Annotated in this window: 15 protein-coding genes; 6 read left to right on the top strand and 9 right to left on the bottom strand. The window is 67.3% G+C overall.

The window, feature by feature from the left end:
* Window positions 1–23 precede the first annotated feature (23 nt).
* Window positions 24–296, top strand: coding sequence for a DUF1653 domain-containing protein (locus tag L1Z78_RS06375; RefSeq protein ID WP_234640710.1), 273 nt, complete (start codon window positions 24–26; stop codon window positions 294–296).
* 4 nt (window positions 297–300) lie between these two features.
* Here the strand turns inward: L1Z78_RS06375 and purN are convergent, their stop codons facing one another.
* Window positions 301–879, bottom strand: coding sequence for a phosphoribosylglycinamide formyltransferase (gene purN / locus L1Z78_RS06370; RefSeq protein WP_234640709.1), 579 nt, complete (start codon window positions 877–879; stop codon window positions 301–303).
* Window positions 880–978: 99 nt separating this feature from the next.
* Here purN and L1Z78_RS06365 point away from each other — a divergent pair, with 99 nt between their 5' ends.
* The 3 genes from L1Z78_RS06365 (at window position 979) to L1Z78_RS06355 (ending at window position 4,149) form a co-directional block, all read left to right on the top strand.
* Window positions 979–1,659: a YceH family protein gene (locus tag L1Z78_RS06365; RefSeq protein ID WP_234640708.1), complete on the top strand. Its 681-nt coding sequence runs from the start codon at window positions 979–981 to the stop codon at window positions 1,657–1,659.
* A gap of 133 nt (window positions 1,660–1,792) precedes the next feature.
* The gene (locus tag L1Z78_RS06360) at window positions 1,793–2,974 is read left to right on the top strand and encodes an acyl-CoA dehydrogenase family protein (protein ID WP_234640707.1); all 1,182 of its coding nucleotides are present in this window, start codon (window positions 1,793–1,795) and stop codon (window positions 2,972–2,974) included.
* 59 nt (window positions 2,975–3,033) lie between these two features.
* A complete protein-coding gene (locus tag L1Z78_RS06355) occupies window positions 3,034–4,149 on the top strand; it encodes an acyl-CoA dehydrogenase family protein (protein WP_234640706.1) in 1,116 nt (371 codons plus the stop codon).
* A gap of 61 nt (window positions 4,150–4,210) precedes the next feature.
* On the opposite strand, the gene L1Z78_RS06350 is transcribed toward L1Z78_RS06355, so the two are convergent.
* The 8 genes from L1Z78_RS06350 to L1Z78_RS06315 form a co-directional block, all read right to left on the bottom strand.
* Window positions 4,211–5,719 carry a sodium:solute symporter family protein gene (locus tag L1Z78_RS06350; RefSeq protein WP_234640705.1) on the bottom strand — a complete coding sequence of 503 codons (1,509 nt, stop codon included), beginning with the start codon at window positions 5,717–5,719 and terminating at the stop codon, window positions 4,211–4,213.
* Between the two features lie 9 nt (window positions 5,720–5,728).
* Complete coding sequence (locus tag L1Z78_RS06345; protein WP_234640704.1) at window positions 5,729–5,992, bottom strand: hypothetical protein; 264 nt, start codon at window positions 5,990–5,992, stop codon at window positions 5,729–5,731.
* 61 nt (window positions 5,993–6,053) lie between these two features.
* Window positions 6,054–8,294, bottom strand: a complete 2,241-nt coding sequence (locus L1Z78_RS06340; protein ID WP_234640703.1) for a N,N-dimethylformamidase beta subunit family domain-containing protein — start codon at window positions 8,292–8,294, stop codon at window positions 6,054–6,056.
* Window positions 8,295–8,337: 43 nt separating this feature from the next.
* Window positions 8,338–8,634, bottom strand: a complete 297-nt coding sequence (locus L1Z78_RS06335) for a hypothetical protein (protein ID WP_234640702.1) — start codon at window positions 8,632–8,634, stop codon at window positions 8,338–8,340.
* A gap of 117 nt (window positions 8,635–8,751) precedes the next feature.
* Window positions 8,752–9,726 (bottom strand): AraC family transcriptional regulator, encoded by a 975-nt coding sequence (locus L1Z78_RS06330; protein ID WP_234640701.1) that lies wholly within the window; start codon window positions 9,724–9,726, stop codon window positions 8,752–8,754.
* A gap of 162 nt (window positions 9,727–9,888) precedes the next feature.
* Window positions 9,889–10,836: a bestrophin family protein gene (locus L1Z78_RS06325; protein WP_234640700.1), complete on the bottom strand. Its 948-nt coding sequence runs from the start codon at window positions 10,834–10,836 to the stop codon at window positions 9,889–9,891.
* A gap of 122 nt (window positions 10,837–10,958) precedes the next feature.
* Window positions 10,959–12,341 carry an IPTL-CTERM sorting domain-containing protein gene (locus L1Z78_RS06320; protein ID WP_234640699.1) on the bottom strand — a complete coding sequence of 461 codons (1,383 nt, stop codon included), beginning with the start codon at window positions 12,339–12,341 and terminating at the stop codon, window positions 10,959–10,961.
* 533 nt (window positions 12,342–12,874) lie between these two features.
* Complete coding sequence (locus tag L1Z78_RS06315) at window positions 12,875–13,576, bottom strand: response regulator transcription factor (RefSeq protein ID WP_234640698.1); 702 nt, start codon at window positions 13,574–13,576, stop codon at window positions 12,875–12,877.
* Between the two features lie 168 nt (window positions 13,577–13,744).
* Here L1Z78_RS06315 and L1Z78_RS06310 point away from each other — a divergent pair, with 168 nt between their 5' ends.
* Together L1Z78_RS06310 and L1Z78_RS06305 are read left to right on the top strand one after the other, a co-directional pair.
* Entirely contained in the window at window positions 13,745–15,775 is a 2,031-nt protein-coding gene (locus tag L1Z78_RS06310) for a sensor histidine kinase (RefSeq protein WP_234640697.1), read from the top strand.
* Window positions 15,745–17,829: a sensor histidine kinase gene (locus L1Z78_RS06305; protein ID WP_234640696.1), complete on the top strand. Its 2,085-nt coding sequence runs from the start codon at window positions 15,745–15,747 to the stop codon at window positions 17,827–17,829. Before L1Z78_RS06310 ends, L1Z78_RS06305 begins: the two co-directional genes overlap by 31 nt.
* Window positions 17,830–17,922: the final 93 nt, after the last annotated feature.

Genomic DNA, 17,922 nt, shown 5'->3' with positions numbered 1-17,922 from the left:
GGGCACCGCTACCATGCCTGTCCATGAACGATGACGACCTTCCCCCTCTGACCCCAACGCCCCCAGGCCTGTACCGCCACTACAAGGGCGGACGTTACGAAGTGCTTGCCACCGTGCGCCACAGCGAGACGCGCGAGCCCATGACCCTGTACCGCGCGCTGTACGGCGAGCGCGGCCTGTGGGTGCGCCCCGCCGCGATGTTCAACGAGACCGTGGTGATCGATGGCGTGCAGCAGCCCCGGTTCGCACGCTGCCCCGAACCGGAGCAGCAGTCCTTCCAGAGCGAAGGGCTGTGACGGTTCAGGCCTGCATCAGCCGTGCCACGGCGCGCGGATAGATGATGTGCTCCTGCACGAGCACGCGCGCGGCCAGGCTCTGTGCCGTGTCGCCGGGCAGCACGGGCACCACGGCCTGCTCGATGATGGGGCCCACGTCCAGCTCGGCCGTCACGCCATGCACGGTGCAGCCCGCGAACTTGCAGCCCGCGTCGATGGCGCGCTGGTGCGTGTGCAGGCCCGTGAATGCCGGCAGCAGGGAAGGATGGATGTTGACCATCCGGCCTTCGTAGCGGGAGACAAAGCCCGGCGTCAGGATGCGCATGAAGCCGGCCAGCACGACCAGGGCCGGATCGTGGCGGTCGATCACCCGGGCCAGTTCGGCGTCGAAGGCCTCGCGGCTGGGAAAGGGACGGTGGTCCAGCACCTCGGTGGCAATGCCCTGCTCCTTCGCGAACACCAGGCCCGATGCCTCGGCCTTGTTGCTGACCACGGCCGCGACACGCGCGCCATAACGCCGTGCCCAGTCCTGTTGCTGCGAAGCACGCACAATGGCAGCCATGTTCGAGCCGCCGCCCGAGATCAGGATCACGATATTTTTCATGGGCGGCGATTGTCGCACCGCAGGCCCCGGGGCCTGCGTCCGCCCCGGCAAGGCCCACGACCGTGCCGGGCCATCTCCTTCGTTCCGTACCCATTCGCCATGCCATTCGATCCCCGCACCACACCCCTGACCGCCGTCGAGGCCCGCGTACTGGCCACGCTGATGGAGAAGGCGCGCACCGTGCCCGACAGCTATCCACTCACACTCAATGCCCTTGTCACCGGCTGCAACCAGAAAAGCAGCCGCGACCCGGTGATGGAGGTCAGCGAGGGCGAGGCCCAGGAGGCGCTGGACAGCCTGCGCCTGCGCACCCTGTCCGTGCAGATCAGCAGCGCGCGGGCCACGCGCTGGGAGCACAACTTCCCGCGTGGCGTGGGCGTGCCCGATCAGAGCGCCGTGCTGCTGGCCCTGCTGATGCTGCGCGGCCCGCAGACGGCCGGCGAGTTGCGCATCAACGCCGAACGCTGGCACCGCTTTGCCGACATCTCCTCGGTCGAGGCCTTTCTCGATGAGCTGCGCGAGCGCAGCGAGGAGAAAGGCGGCCCCCTGGTCGTTCTGCTGCCGCGCGCACCCGGCGCGCGCGAGCAGCGCTGGGCCCACCTGCTGTGCGGTCCAGTGGATGTGCATGCCATCGCCGCAGCACCGGCTGCCGGGGGCCCGCGCGGCGACGCGCTGGCACAGCGCGTGGTCGACCTTGAGGCCCAGGTGCAGCAATTGCAGGCGCGCCTCGCACATGTCTATGCCCAGCTGGGCCTGGAAGAGCCTGAACCCGATGCCTGACAGGAAACATGTCCCGTGACGGCAGACCGCCCGGGACATGCTCCATCAGGGATTGCCATAGGTTGTCACGCCCTGGACAGTTCAAAAAAGAACGTGCGTGCTACAAAAGCCGGGATTGAAGGAGACACCATCCATGGACCTGGCATTTACCCCTGAAGAACAGTCCTTTCGCGAGGAAGTCCGCGCCTGGGTGCGGGCCCACCTGCCCCAGGACATCGCGCACAAGGTGCGCCATTCGCTGCGCCTGACGCGCGACGACCTGCAGAACTGGGCCAAGATTCTTGGCAAAAAGGGCTGGCTGGGCTACGGCTGGCCCAAGCAGTTCGGCGGCCCCGGCTGGACAGCCGTGCAAAAGCACCTGTTCGAGGAGGAATGCGCGCTGGCCTGCGCGCCGCGCATCATCCCCTTCGGCCCCGTGATGGTGGCGCCCGTGATCATGGCCTACGGCTCGCCCGAGCAGCAGCAGCGCTTTCTGCCCGGCATCGCCAGCGGCGAGGTCTGGTGGAGCCAGGGCTACTCGGAGCCCGGCTCGGGCTCGGATCTGGCCAGCCTCAAGACCCGCGCCGAGCGCGTGGGCGACAAATACATCGTCAACGGACAGAAGACCTGGACCACGCTGGGCCAGTATGGCGAGTGGATCTTCTGCCTGGTGCGCACCAGCAACGAAGGCAAGCCCCAGACCGGCATCAGCTTCCTGCTGATCGACATGAAGAGCCCCGGCGTGACCGTGCGCCCCATCAAGCTGCTCGATGGCGAGTGCGAGGTCAACGAGGTCTTCTTCGACAACGTCGAGGTGCCCGCCGAGAACCTCATCGGCGAGGAGAACAAGGGCTGGACCTACGCCAAGCACCTGCTGAGCCACGAGCGCACCAACATCGCCGACGTGAACCGCGCCAAGCGCGAGCTGGAGCGCCTCAAGCGCATCGCCAAGGCCGAGGGCGTCTACGAAGACCAGCGCTTCCGTGACGAGATCGCCCGGCTGGAAATCGACGTGGTGGCACTGGAGATGCTGGTGCTGCGCGTGCTGTCGGCCGAGAAATCCGGCAAGAACCCGCTGGACATCGCGGGCCTGCTCAAGATCAAGGGCAGCGAGATACAGCAGCGCTACTCCGAGCTGATGATGCTGGCCGCCGGCCCCTTCAGCCTGCCCTTCATCGAGGAGGCCATGGAGGCCGGCTGGCAGGGCGACTTCCCCGGCGGCGTGGTGGACAACGCCCCGCTGGCCTCGACCTACTTCAACATGCGCAAGACCACCATCTACGGCGGCTCCAACGAGGTGCAACGGAACATCGTCGCTCAGACGGTGTTGGGCTGATTTGGACTCAGGGGGTGGCGCCAGGGCGCCATCCCCATTCGGCATCAGGAGTGAGACAAATGGATTTTGATTTTTCGGATGACCAGCAACAACTGCGCGACGCCGTTCGCCGCTGGGTGGACAAGGGCTACACCTTCGAGCGCCGCCGCGCCATCGTGGAGGCCGGCGGCTTCTCGCGCGAAGTCTGGGGCGAACTGGCCGAGCTGGGCCTGACGGCGCTGACCGTGCCCGAGGCCCATGGCGGCCTGGGCCAGGGCGCCATCGACGTGATGGTCGTGATGGAGGAGCTGGGACGCGGGCTGGTGATGGAGCCGCTGTCGCAGGCCTTCGTGGCCTCGGCCGTGCTGGGACAGTACGCCGAAGCCGCCGTCGCCGGCCAGTGGCTGCCGCGCGTGGCCAGCGGCGAGGCCCTGGTCGTGCTGGCCCACCAGGAGCGCCAGGCGCGCTACCGGCTCGATGTCTGCGCGGCCAAGGCCACAAGGAACGGCAGCGGCTACACGGTCGATGCCGTCAAGAGCGTGGTGCCTGCGGGCGATGCGGCCGACGCCTTCCTGGTGCCGGCCCAGCTGGACGGCAAGATTGCGCTGTTCCTGGTGGAGCGCGGCGCCAGCGGCGTCGGCACCCAGGGCTACCGCACGCAGGACGGCAGCCGCGCGGCCGAGCTGCGCTGCCAGGGCGCGCCGGCCACCCTGGTCAGCACCGACGGCCTGGCCGCGCTGACGCTGGGCCAGGACGTGGCCAATGCCGCGCTGTGCGCCGAGGGCGTGGGCGCCATGGAGCAGACACTGCACCTGACCACCGACTACATGAACCAGCGCAAGCAGTTCAACGTGCCCATCGCCAGCTTCCAGGCCCTGCGCCACCGCGTGGCCGACATGAAGATGCAGCTGGAGCTGGCCCGCTCCATGAGCTACTACGCCAGCCTCAAGATGGGCACGCCCGAGGCCGAGCGCCATGTGGCCATCGCGCGCGCCAAGGTCCAGCTAGGGCAGTCGCTGCGCTTCGTGGGCCAGCAGTCGGTGCAATTGCACGGCGGCATCGGCGTGACCGACGAATACGCGGGCAGCCACTACTTCAAGCGCCTGACGCAGATGGAGATGACGGGCGGCGACACGCTGCACCATCTGGGCACCGTGTCCGAGAAGATGCAGGACACGGCCGGCGTGTTCGCCTGAGCGGCACCTGCCCCCTGGCAAGCCCCGCGACGGCGGGGCTTTTCCTTGCACGGCCGCCAGGCTAGGCCGCCGCAGGCTCCAGGGCCGCCCTGGCGCGGCCCGCATCGAACAGCCGCCGGATGCGCTCGCGCTCCGCATCCGACTGCCCGAAGCACCAGTGGCAGCCCAGGTACAGCAGCAGATTCACGCCCAGGGCCAGCACGCCGGCCGTCAGGCTGCCCAGGCCGGGAATGTCGTCGGGATAGATCCAGGTCAACACGGCCGCCAGCGTGAAGCCCACGCCCATGGACAGCAAGGCACCGATGCGGTTGCCGCCGCGCCAGAACATGCCCAGGAACAAGGGCACGGCCAGTTGCACGATGCCTTGGTAGGACATCTGCGCCAGCAGCTGCAGCCGCGGCATGTCGTAGGTCATGAAGGCCACGACGGATGCGCCCAGCATGAAGAGGGCCATCGAGGCCTTGGCGATGAGGGTCAGCTGCCGGTCCGTGCGCGGCGAGATGACCTGCACGACGTCATTGGCGATCTGCGCGCCGCAGACCTGCACGCAGCCATCGACCCAGCCCATGCTGGCCGCCAGCACGATGACGATGGCCAGCCCCAGCATCCACTCGCCGCCCACGTGATACAGCAGCGTGAACCAGCCGTCCTGCGGCTTGGCGCTGACCACGTCCAGGCCGCTGGCCGCCAGCGCCACCAGCGTCAGGAGCGCATAGAAGCCGCCGGCCACGACCATGGTCTGCACCGTGCCCTTCTTGACCGCGCCCACGCCGCTGGCGGTGTAGATGCGCTGGTAGCTCGTGGGCCAGCACAGCGATCCGATCACACCCGTAAGGATCAGGCTGGACACATACCAGATACCGTACTGGCCGCCCTGCCCCGGCAGGCGCAGCAGCTCGGACGGCAGCGTCGCCAGGTTGCTGTATGACGCCTCGCGGCTGAACCAGAGCAGCCCCAGGCACAGCAGCGCGCTGCCGCCATAGGCCACGATGCCTTGCGCCAGGTCGGTGATGACCAGGCCGCGCATGCCCATCTGCACCGTCCAGATCTGCCGCACGCCGATCAGGGCCACGCCCGCCACCAGGCTGGCGCCCATGCTCCAGGCGCCGAAGCTGGCGAAGTGGAACAGCACCGTCATGGCCTGGATGCCCAGCACCAGCCAGGGGAACAGGCAGATGATGCCGATCAGGCTGGCGATCACGCGCACCGCCCGGGAATCGAAGCGCATGCCCAGCATGTCGCACTGCGTGCGCAGGTCAAAGCGCTTGCCCCAGACCCAGGCGCGCTCGGCCATCAGGTACATGGCGGTCACGCCCAGCAGCGTATAGGCCAGCGCATACAGCCCCAGCACGCCCGCCCCCGCGCTCAGGCCGAAGAAGGCGGTGTAGGTCGCGCCCGGCCACCAGGAGTTGGTATAGGACATGGCGATGAACCAGGCGGAAAACGAGCGCCCACCCACCGCGTAGTCGGTGAAGCTGCCGCTGCTGCGCTGCGTGGCATACAGGAGCACGACGATCAGCGCCATGAACCCGAACAGCAGGCCGAAGGTGATCAGAGGGGATCCGTTCATGGCGTTCTTTCAGCAAGGTTCGTTGTCCAGCTCATCGCCGAATTCGCCGCGCACGCGTTCCACATGCATCAGCAGGGCGACGCCCGCGATCAGCAGCAGGGCATCGATCAGCCAGTAGGCGATGGCCAGCGGCATGCCCAGCACCAGCATGCGCTGGCCGCCTGCGGCCAGGTAGAACGGCGGAAAGACCGCCAGCAGCAGGCATGCGCCCAGCCACAGGGTGACGATGCCGGCCTTGGCGCGCGCCGGCAGTTGAAGGATCAGGTCGTTCATGAGGGGCTCCGGCACGCCGACTCCTGCGCCAGCGCGCGGGAGTCGGCGGCATGGAAAAGGGCTAGAAGGGTGTGCGGTCCAGGAAACGGTCGAGCACGTTGCGCGTGATGCGTGACACGTTGTTGTCGTAGCCGTTGTGCGACAGGCTGCCGGCCCAGGCGATGGAGCCTGTCGAGAACACCGCGCCGCCCGCCGCGGTCTCGTAGAAGACCAGGTCGGCCTTCACCAGCGGACTGACCGTGCCGCCGGTGCCGGGGTAGTTGATCAGGATTTCCTCGGCCACCACCTGGTAGATGTCGGAATGCCCGGTCGAGGACGCCAGCACCAGCGTATTGGGCGGGCTGCCCAGCAGGCGGTCGACATGGTCCAGTTCCAGGCCCGCGGCACCATTGCCGACCAGGCCGAAGTCGCCGATGCGCTCATCGTCCGCAATGCCCTCGAAGATGAAGCGGGCGCGCGGATCGAAGCTGCCTTCCTTGCGCAGGAAGTAGGAAGAGTCATCGAAACCCTGCGCGATGAAGCCATTGCCGGCGATCATCTGCGGCGCGCGGCCCTGGCGTCGCCACAGCCCGCCGTACTCGCCGGTGAAGCTGTGGTAGTACTCGCCGGGCTCGGCCGCCCAGGCGCGGGTGCCGTCCTCGTTGCGGCGCACCTCCATCACGCCCGGCACCACCGGATTGAAGGCCACGCGCCAGTACCAGGTGTTGCCGCCCATGGACATGATGCGCCCGCCGCGCGCGCGGAAAGCGTCCACGGCGTCCCACATCTCCTTGGACCAGTATTCGGAGTGGCTGCTGGTGATCAGCACATCGTGGTCGCCCAAGGCCGCCTCGCCCTGGTAGTGCAGGTCTTCGTCGGACAGGCAGTCGAAGCCGTAGCCCAGCGCCTCCAGCCAGTCGATCACATGCGTGTCGGCGTTGAACTGCCACAGCGCCGAACCGCGTCCGCCCAGCCAGGAACGGTACTTCGGCCGCATGTTCAGGATGGGCCGCAGCCGCGAGGTATAGCAGACGCCCGCGCCGTCGCTATGCACGTCGTAGCAGGAGTTGCCGTATTCGCGCTGCTCGCCGAGGAACAGGTCGTTCTTGCGCAGGATGGCCACCTGGTCGGTCAGCAACTGCGCCAGCGGCGCATCGGTGGGCATGTGCTCGTTGGCATAGGCCATGTAGCTGGCCGTGGGCACCAGGTAGGCGATGCGGTGGCGCGTCCTGCCGGGCACGGGGCGCACGACGAAGGGAATGAATTCCTCGTCGTCGCCGCAGCGCAGGTGGGCCGCGTACAGGCCGGACGGCAGCGATTCGGGCACGGTCAGCGAGAAATCGGTGTCCCAGCCCGCGTCGTGCACGGCATCATCATGGAAGTGCATGGCGCCGTACTCGCGTGGCGCATGGCGCCAGTTCATTTCCTCGCCGGTCCAGTTGGCGCCCTTCATGGCGCGCACCGGCAGGTTCACCGTGCGGCCATGCAGCTGGTTGCCGCTGATGTCCTCGATGGTCTCGGATTCCATGCGGCGCGAGAAATCCCATACGCCCACCACGCCATGCGTGCGCATGCCGGCAAAGCAGGGGTCCTCCAGCGCGCGGATCCCGGCCTCGTCCAGCGCACGGGCGCTGAGCCGGGGCCGGTCGATCTTGCCGTTCATCAGCGCCCGGCCCACGACGCGCCCGTCGGCCAGCGCCGGCGTCGCGGCAAAGCCCAGCAGGGTCTGCGCATCCAGGGCCGGCGCCGCCATGCGCTGCTGCACGCAGGCCGCGTCGTCGACCCTGGCGTAGACGCGGTGCGGGATCTGGCGCAGCGTGACCGTGCCCTGCTCCGCATCGATGGACAGCGCCACCGAATACCATTCGCGCGCCAGCAGGGGCTTGCCGCTGGCCAGGATCTCGGTCCCGCCCGCGCCGGCCAGCACGGCCTCCAGTTCGCCGCGCGCATTGATGTCCAGCCGCACGCCATGCTGCGTCTGGGGATTCCACAGGCACATGACGGTCTGCGCCCGGCCGCCGGGCTGGGTCGGCCAGACGATGGCCTGCAGCGTCATCGCGCCCAGCCGCGCGACATGGCGGTTGCCGCCGACCCAGGCGAAGGAGCCGCAGTGGATGCGCTGTTCGCGCCCGTCGTAGGTCCGCTCGATGCTGCTGGGAATGTGCTCCTCCTTGTAGCCCGGTCCCTGCGGGTTCATGTCGCCATGGATGATGCGGACAAGCCGCGCCCCGTAGGGCCGGGCGGGCCGTGCGCTCACCTTGAACGCAATGGTCTCGCCCGCCGCCACGCTGATCTTGTCGCTGTAGCCGGTGATGCTGTTCATCGAATGTCTCCCCCAACGCTGGTTGCTGGTGTCCGCCGTGCCGTCAGTCCGCGAGCGCCTGCCCGAAGTGCTGCTGCCAGCGGGCCTTGAAGACGAACCATTCGGCGTCCTCGATGCGGTCGAACACCGCGCCCTCGATGGGCTCGACGGGGGCGCCGCGCGTGGCGCCCAGGCGTGCGGCCTGCCAGGGACCGAAATGCGCCAGCTCGACCAGCACATGCTTGCCGGGCATGGGCGCGCTGCGAAAGCGCTCCAGCAACCTTTTGAGCGCCTCGCTGTGCTGGCCGCACGGATGGCGGCGGAATTCCTCCGCCAGGCCGGGATCGGGTATCGGTTTCATCGTGTTCCCCTTGGGTGGATATCGGCGTGACCCAAGATATCAGCGCCCCCGCGCGGGAATGTGGCCGCAATGTACAGTGTGTTTGGCAGGCGCCGTGCACACGCGCGGCCGGCATGCCTAGCCGCGCGGACCCGGCGCCGCCCGGCCCTGGCGCAGATCGCTGGCGGTGCAGCCGAAGCGCTGCTTGAACGCGTAGCAGAAATGGGAGAAGTTGGTGAAGCCGGCGCGGTACATCACCTCCTTGATCGACAGGTGGGACCAGCGGGCATCGGCCAGCATCTCGTAGGCCAGTTGCAGGTGCGCATCGCGCAGCTGCTGGCCAAAGCTGGTGTTGTGCCCCGCCAGTATGCGGTGCACATAGCCGGGCGAGATGCGAAGCTGCTGCGCCACCTGCGCCGCGCTGAGCGTGGCCTCGCCGTCTCCGGCACGGATGCGGCTGACGATTTCGCGGTACAGCCAGGCCGCCGAGCGCCCGCGGCCTGGCGGGGCTGCGCCGGCCTCGCCCTCGCCGCGCAGCAGGATGGCCACCAGCCGCGCCAGCTCGCCCGCCAGATCGGGGGCGAGCCGCTGGCGCGTCGGCTCGTCCAGCTCCCAGACAGACCGCGCGAAGCCCCGCACCACGGCCGCCAGGCCGCTGGCGCCGCCGCGCCGGTTCGCGCAATGCATCCACACGTGCGGATACTCCGCTTCAAGCATGGCTGCGGGCACACGGATGGTGGTGTTGCGGAAATTGTCGGCACAGGACAGCTCGTAGTACTCGCTGCTGCGGACCATGACGTAGCCGCCCGCATCCACGTAGCCGTTGCGTCCCTGGTGCGCGAAATACAGCGGCCCGGTTTCGGGAAAGACCAGCACGTAGCTGTCGTCGGCGTCGCTGGCGATGTGGCTGCGGGTGCGCAGCACGCGCTGCCGGTCGGAGTCGAAGCGCGTCAGGCTGACGCGGCCCAGCGCCTGCTCGGACAGTTCGCCCCGGATGCCGTGCTTGCGGTCGCCGACGATGTCGACGCGGTAATACACATCGCCCATGATCTGCTGCCACCGCAGCAGCTGGCGCGACGAATCCACACCGGCGGTGCTGTGCACTTGTGCCATGCTGTCCCCCCTCTCGGTTTCCGTCCGGAGCCGTCGCCCGCATGCCTGGCGCAGCGCCATTGCGGCAGCGGATCGTGGACGCCATGTCAGCAGAAACCGGCCGGTGTCGCAATCATCGGAATCGATGACGTGCGGCCGACCGGCTCCCCCGTGCCCGCGCCCTCAGGTCAACCGGTAATCCACGGGCCTGAGCGGCGCCGGCAGGTCCGTCTCGCCCAGCGTGCGGCCCAGGCTGATCTCGATGGAGCGGCAGATGGTGTCCAGCGGCAGGTCGTTGCTCTCCAGGCCGAAAGGCTCCTCCAGCTCATCGCCCAGCGCGTCGAGCCCGTAGAAGGTGTAGGCCACGATGGCCACGACGAAGGGCGTCATGAACCCCGTCGTGTCCACCAGGCCGAAAGGCAGCAGAAAGCAGTACATGTAGGCCGTGCGGTGCAGCAGCAGCGCATACGAGAACGGCATGGGCGTGTTGCGGATACGCTCGCACGAGGCCGCCGCCGCCGTCATGCGCGTGAAGGTCTTGTCCATGGAGGCCGCCAGGCAGGGGTCCATCTCGCCACGGCGCACGCACTGCGCCAGGTCGCGCCCCATGTCCATCATCAGTGCATCGCAGCGCTGCTCCAGCGGCAGGGCCTGCAGCTGGCGCCATTCCCCTGGCACCAGCCAGCGGCCCGCAGCCGCATCGTCATGCAGGCCGCGCAGCTGGGCCCGCAGCAGATGCGCAAAGGCGATGGCCCGGTGCACCATGCGCACGCGCACATCGGTGGCGGCCTGGCGCGGGTCGGGCACCGCATCCAGGACGATCAGGCTCTGGCACTGGCGCGCCAGAGTGCGCGCGCAGATCACCATCTCACCCCAGAGTTTGCGCCCTTCCCAGTAGCGGTCGTAGGCCGTGTTGTTGCGAAAGCCCAGGAAGATGGCCAGTGGCAGGCCGATCAGCGTGAAGGGAATGGGCGTGACCGTGATCTTGACGTCGAACAGGTTGCCGTGCACCAGGGTGATGAGGGCGGCGAACACGATGTTCACGAGCAAAGTGACCTGGATGCGCTGGAGCACCGAGCCCCGCAAAATCAGAAACAGCCTGAGGCCGGCGGGGCGATCACGGACGATCATGGGAATGTTTTTAGGTGAAAACCCTGATTCGATCACACATTGAGCAGGTCAATTCCCTGCGACCTCGCCCGCGCGCAAAAAAAGGCGCCCCGAGGGCGCCTTGCTTCACGGACAGCGGGCTGTCACAGCGGGCTGGAACGGCGGCGCGCCATGCCCCAGCCCATGAGGCCCAGCAGGGCGGACATCAGGAGCAGGCCCCACTCGGAGAGGGTGGGGATGGCTGCGGGACCGGGGGGAGCCGCGATCACCACGGGTGGTGCCGCCGCCTGGTTGTTGGCAGGCGTGACGTCGTTGTCCGCGCTCGTGGTGACCTGCACATTGGACGTGCCGGGCGCCGTCGGCGTACCGGAGACGGGGCAGACCACGGTGGCGCCCGCCGGGACGGTGTCGCCCTGCGCCCAGTTCACACCGCCGATCTTGCACTGGCCCACGGTGACGCCGGGCGGCAGGCCTGTCACGCTGCAGGTCGCGTTGGTCGCATCCACCGCGCCCTGGTTCTTGCAGGAGAACGAAGCCGTGGGTGGATACGGCTCGCCCACCGTACCCTTGGGAGGCAGCCCGCCAGTGTCCGTGCTCATGTCGCTGGAGGTCGCCGCGGCCAGCAGGTTGGTCTGCACCATGGCACCCAGCAGCGTAGCCACACCGTCACCACCAATGACATAGTTGCCGTTGTTGATCTGGTCCGTGGGCGTTCCCACCGGCACCTTCACCGTCATCGTGAAGCTGAGGGTCTCGCCCTTCTTCAGCAGCGGGATGGAGCAGGCGGCCGGTGCCGTGGAGGCTGGTGCAGGCCCCGTGCAATAGCCCTTCGGATCCTGCAAGGAGACGAAGGTCGTCGAATTGCCGCCGCTGTCCTGCGGCATGGAGGGCGTCACCACGACGTTGCTCACGTCGGCATCGCTGCTGTTGGTGTAGGTGTAGGTGTAGGTGATCTCGGTGGCGTCATCCCTGGGTGCGCTCACCGGTCCCGATGCCGTGATCCACAGCCCTTTGGGCAGGGCCGTGGTGAAGTTGTCGACATACAGGTGGCCCGAATGGCCACCCGGGCTGCATCCGGCGGCAATGGCTTCCAGCCGCACCTTGTCGCCTACGCGCAGCACTTCGTTGCCCGGGGCGACGTCATAGGCTTGTGGTTCCGTGAACATCAAGGTCTCGCCGCCCTTGTCGGTGAAGGTCTTCCACGCTACACCCGACTGTCCTCCGTAGTGGTACTTGAAAAACAGCTCCTTGGGCGTGGTCAGTGTCGTGTTCGTCTGCACGTCGTAGGTCTTGACCAGGGAGATCGCATAGTACGGACGCTGATTGGCAGGGTGGCCGGAGTCATGCAGCACGGGAGCTGCGATGAAGCGGATATGGATCTTTCCGTCCTTGTCCACATCGTCTGCCGTCAGCGTGACCTCCTGCTGGATGGAGCTCACCGACTTGGCCTGCGTGCTGAAACCGGCAGGTACGCTGTTGGTGCGAGGAATCCTGGTGTCCTTCAGGTTGATACGTGCAGAGTTCATGCCCCGGATCGGCAGCATCAGCTCAGGCATGCCTGCAGGGGTCGACTGCCATAGCAGATCATGCACGGTCGCTTCCGCGGCATCCGGGACCACCTGGTTGAGGAGCAGCATGCCGGCAGCGGCTGGCTGGCGCTGCAGATCCGCGAGCTTTTGGGGATTGGTTGTGGCGGTCGCCGTCGTCCCATCGTTTTGCCAGATACCCTCGGTCCAACCCGTGAAGTCCTTGGCTTCGAAGTCGCCGTTCACGAACCCCGCGTGCGCCCACATGCTGGACAGCAGGGCACAGCCCAGGGCCCATTTCCTGGACCTCCTCCACGCCACGCCATGAGGCGCAGTCTGCAAGGCATTCAAATGCTTCATGGAATCCCCCTTCTTCTAATCGAGTGGTGCCGTTGCACCGTTGCACAAATGACCGCGCGGTCTGCGCGCTCCGGAACGGCTCGCATGTGCCGGTCGCCGGAAAAAAGACGAACGAATCCCCCACGCGCCCGAGGCCGTGTTCAAAAACAGGGGAGGTAAAAAGTGACTGGCGCCTAGGGAACGAACACCAGCCCGCGACCGAACACCGCCCTCACGGGCAGGGCCAGGCCGGAGATATCCAGGGTCTTGCGGCGCAGCCGCGTCAATTGCGATTCGATGCGGTGAAAACCGTCATCCACATCGGCGTAGCCCATGGCCTCGATCAGGGTCTGCTTGGCGACCATGGCTCCAGGCGTGGCCATCAGGCAGCCGAGCAGTTCCAGCTCGCGGCTGGTCAGGGCGACGATCTGGTGGTTGGGCGCGACCAGGCAGGCTGACAGAGGATCGAGCCGCCAGGTCAGGAACGGTGCCGGTGCCCTGGCCGGCTGGCTGCTGTTGCGGCGCAGTTGCGAGCGGATGCCGGCCACCAGCTCGTTCATGTCCGTGGGCTTGACGAAATACTGCAAGGCCCCTGCGTTGAGGCCGGCGATACGGCTGTCCAGGTCGCCACGCGCCGTCAACACCACGACCGGTATCTCCTGCTCCGCCAGCCGCTTGACCAGGCTCAGTCCGTCCTCGCCAGGCAGGCCCAGGTCGACGACGACCAGATCGGCCTTCTCGCGCAGTAGCTTTACGTAGAAGTCTTCCGCAGAATCCGTACCCCAGGCATGCAGTCCCGATTTCGTTAAGAATCGACACACATTGATACGAATATCCTCATCGTCCTCCACGACGGCGACGGTGAACTCGATCGATGGCTCTAGTGTCTGCTGCATGATGAATACTTATTGGTGCGCGGATTTTCATTGGGGCCAGGGTCCGCCGCCATGCACGAACACTCTCGAATGCTCACAGTTCCGAGAAACGCACAAAAATTTACATTTCTTGCATGGATCACGGCGTCGCTGGGGCTGCTGGCATTTTTCGTGCTGAGCCCGGCATCCATGCCTCCCCCTGACAAGGGGCTGCGCCTGGGCAAGGATCTGCCCATGCAGGTGCTGGTCGATGCGGGCCGCGACATGACGGTGACGCAGGTCGCGGCCCTGCCCGATGATGCCTTCGAAACCCGCAATGCGCCTTTGAACGAGGGCTATACCCGCCAGGCGTACTGGGTGAGGGTTGCCATGCCAGCGCTGGCACCGTCCAGTCCCCTGGCACGCGACGATCCGCTGTGGCTGGAGATCACGCCCACCTACCTCGACAAGGTCACGCTCTACCAGCAGGTCCACGGTCTGTGGCAGGCGCGCGAAAGCGGGGATACCGTGCCCATGACCCAGCGCATCCACGTGCGCCAGCTGGTGTTTCCGCTGCGGCCCGGGCAGCCCTTTCTACTGCGCCTGGAGACCAGCAGCGCCATGCAGCTGTACGCCACGGTCTGGCGCAGCACGGGGCTGCTGGCCTGGCTGTCCAGCGTGGAGTGGGCATCCGGCGTGCACCAGGGCGTGAACCTGGTGCTGACCCTGCTGATCGGGGGAGCGGCCCTGGCCTTGCGCATGCGCAGCCTCATCGCCATGACCTTGCTGGCTTTCGTCGTGCTGACGCACAACGCCAACGTGCGCGGCTATGCCCAGCTGTGGCTGCCCGAGCCGTGGTCACCGCATGCGGACATCTGGGTCAGCGTCGGCGTTTTCCTGCTGCCCGCCGCATTCGCCTGGCAGGCGCGCGAGACCCTGACCCAGGGCACGGCATGGCGCCGCATCGACCGGATGCTGGTGCTGCTGACCCTGGCACCGCTGCTGGCCGTGCTCAGCATCCCGGCGGGGTACTACACCCAGTGGGCCTGGCTGGGTGTCAGCGTGCCCTGGATGGTGAGCGCCTTGAGCGCGCTGGTTGCGTGGAACAACCTGTTTCGTCAGGGCGCCACCATCGTCAACCTGCTGGTCCTGATCCCCTACTCCCTGCATGCGGTCATGGGCCTGCACGTGGCCGCGGCCTATACGGGACTGGTGACCTCCAGTGTCGAGGCAGGGCTGTACTGGCAGCTGGAATCCCTGCTGCTGTACATCCTCATCATCATCGCGGTCGGCGCCAGCCTGGTCGAGAAGTTCCAGAGCTCCATGGGCAGACAGGCCCAGCTGGTGGAATCGCTGGCCCGGTCCGAACATGCACTGGAGGCCAGGGTGCGCATGCGCACGGCCGAGCTGCTGCATGCGCAAAATGCGCTGCAGGCTGCCCTGCACGGCGAGCGCACCTTGCGGCTGGAGCAGCGCCAGTTCTTCAACATGGTCAACCACGAATTCCGCACGCCGCTGGCCGTCATGGACAGCGCCGCCACGGAGCAACTGACCTTTCCCTCCTCCGACATCGACGAGCAGCTGGAGCGCGCCGCCCAGATCCGGCGCGCCTGCAGGCGCCTGACGGGCCTGGTGGACAACTGTCTGGTCAGTGACCGCCTGGATGCACCCGCATTCCGACTGCAGCTCGACCGGGTGAACGTCATGGACCTGATCGACGATGCCGTGCAGCTCGTGCACTGGTCCCGCCGCCATCGCCTTGCACTGGAAACCGCGGGCGCTCCTGCCCTCTGGGAGTGCGATCCCACGCTGGTGCGCATCGCCCTGTCCAACCTCGTGGACAACGCCGTGAAATATGCCCAGGCCGGTGACATCGCCGTGCGCGCGCGCACCGATGCACAAGGCCGGCTGGAGCTGACCGTCAGCGACCAGGGTCCGGGCCTGGCGCCAGAGCTGGCGCAGCGCATCTTCGAACTGCATGAGCGCGGCGAGCATGCGGACAAGACCCGGGGCTTCGGCCTCGGCCTGTGGGTGGCCCGGCGCGTGGCGCAGATGCATGGTGGCGATGCGCAGGTCTGCCCGGCCCCTGGCGGGGGCACCTGCTTCACCCTGACACTGCCTCCCGAAATACCCGAGGACGGAGGCCTGCCCCCCACCACGCCGACCGGCCCCCCGCCTGGCACGGCCACCACTCCATCGCCCGATACCCCATGCTCACCCGATTCCTCCAACGCAGCGTGAACCGGCTGGCACTGCCGGGATGGCTCGTGCTGTCGCTGGGCCTGGTGGTGTGCTTCATCCTCAGCCCCGCCTGGCAGTCCCTGCCGGCAAAGCGGCTGCAGCTGGGCACGGACCTGCCCATGCTGGCGCTGATCGACCCGCTGGGCACGCGGACCATCGAGGAGGTGGCCGCCACGCCCGAAACGGACTTCACGCTGCTCGATGCGCCCTTGAACAAGGGCTATACCCGCGACGTCTACTGGCTCAAGATACCGGCCCCCTACATCGCGGCCGGCAAGGTGGAGCCTGAGCATGACCCGCTGTGGCTGGAGATCCTGCCCAGCTACCTGGACCAGGTCACGCTGTACCAGCGCAGCCAGGGCACCTGGCAGGAGCGCCGCAGCGGCGATGCCGCCCGCGACACGCAGCGCGTCCATGTGCGGCAGCTGGTGTTTCCCCTGCTCCCCGGCGAGCCGCTCATCCTGCGCGTGCAGACCTCCAGCCCCATGCAGGTGGACGCCACGATCTGGCGCAGCAGCGGGTTGATGACACAGTTCTCCGCGGTGGAGTGGGCTTCTGGCCTGCACCAGGGCATCAACCTCATGCTGGCCCTGCTGATCATCGGCGCGGCCCTCGCCCTGCGCCTGCGCAACCTGGCCGCCATGGCCGTCGCCGCCATGGCCGTGCTGGTCCATGGTGCCAGCGACCGTGGCTACCTCCAGGTCTGGCTGCCGCCGCAGCTCGCCCCGTGGGGAGATCTGTGCGTGAGCCTCGGCACCCTGATGCTTCCCGCAGCCCTGGCCTGGCAGATGCGCGAGCTGCTCACGCGCAACACACGCTGGCGGCGCATGGACCAGGCCTTGCTGGCCCTGGGTGTCATCCCCCTGCTGTGCCTTCCCGCCATCCCGCTGGGCCGCTACCAGGACTGGGCCTGGATCGGCGTGGGCGCGCCCTGGGCCATCAGCGCGCTGTTCGCCGTGGTGGCCTGGAGCAACCTGCTGCGCGAGCGCGCCACCCTGGTCCACGTGCTGATGGTGGTCCCCAGCACCATGTACGGATTGATGGGCCTGTATGTGACGGCGGCCTATGTCGGCCTGGCCAGCCTGCCGACCATAGAGACCAGCGTCTTCTGGCAGCTCAACACCTTGCTGGTCAACATCGTGATCACGGTGGCGGTCGGCGCCAGCCTGATCCAGAAATTCCGCGACTCCATGGCCCGCCAGGCCCAGCTGCTGGAGTCCCTGGCCCGGTCGGAGCATGCGCTGGAGGAACGGGTACGCCTGCGCACGGCCGAGCTGCTACGCGCCCAGAATGCGCTGCAGGCGGCCCTGCACAGCGAGCGCAGCCTGCGGCTGGAACAGCGCCAGTTCTTCAACATGGTCAACCATGAGTTCCGCACACCGCTGGCCGTGGTGGACAGCGCGGCCACCGAGCAATTGTCCTTTCCCTCACCCGACATCGAGTCCCAGCTCGATCGGGCCGCCCAGATCCGCCGGGCCTGCAGGCGCCTGACGGCCCTGGTGGACAACTGCCTGATCAGCGACCGCCTGGACGCCCCCGCCTTCAGGCTGCAGCTGCACAAGGCCCCCGTCATGGAACTGGTCGACGATGCCGTGCAACTGGTGCACTGGTCACGCCGCCATCACCTACGCCTGGACAGCGCGGATGCCCCCACCACCTGGGAATGCGACTCCACCCTCACACGCATTGCCCTCTCCAACCTGGTGGACAACGCCGTGAAATATGCCCAGGCCGGCGAAATCGCCGTGTGCGCGCGCACCAACGTACAAGGACAGCTGGAATTGAGTGTCAGCGACCAGGGCCCGGGCCTTGCGCCCGAGCTGGCACAGCGCATCTTCGAGCGCTTCGAGCGCGGCCATCGCTCGGACCAGGCACGCGGCTTCGGCCTCGGCCTGTGGGTCGCGCGACGCATCGCGCGGCTGCACGGCGGCGACATCCAGGCGGCCCCCTCGGCACAGGGCGGCACATGCTTTACCTTGACGCTGCCGATGCGCCCTGACCCCGCCGCACAAGCCAAGCCCCTGCCGACAGCCTCTTCAAACATCGTGACCTGAAGAATCCACGATAATGAAAAGTTCGCCGCTGGCGTGGCTTCATGGCGTTGATCACCAACGATGCCCTCGCCACCCCCTGGCCATACTCACCAT

Source organism: Delftia tsuruhatensis (assembly GCF_903815225.1).
In the GTDB taxonomy this organism is placed as follows: domain Bacteria; phylum Pseudomonadota; class Gammaproteobacteria; order Burkholderiales; family Burkholderiaceae_C; genus Comamonas; species Comamonas tsuruhatensis_A.
The sequence above is the reverse complement of the archived record's forward strand: the minus strand, read 5'-3'. Positions and strand labels throughout refer to the sequence as shown.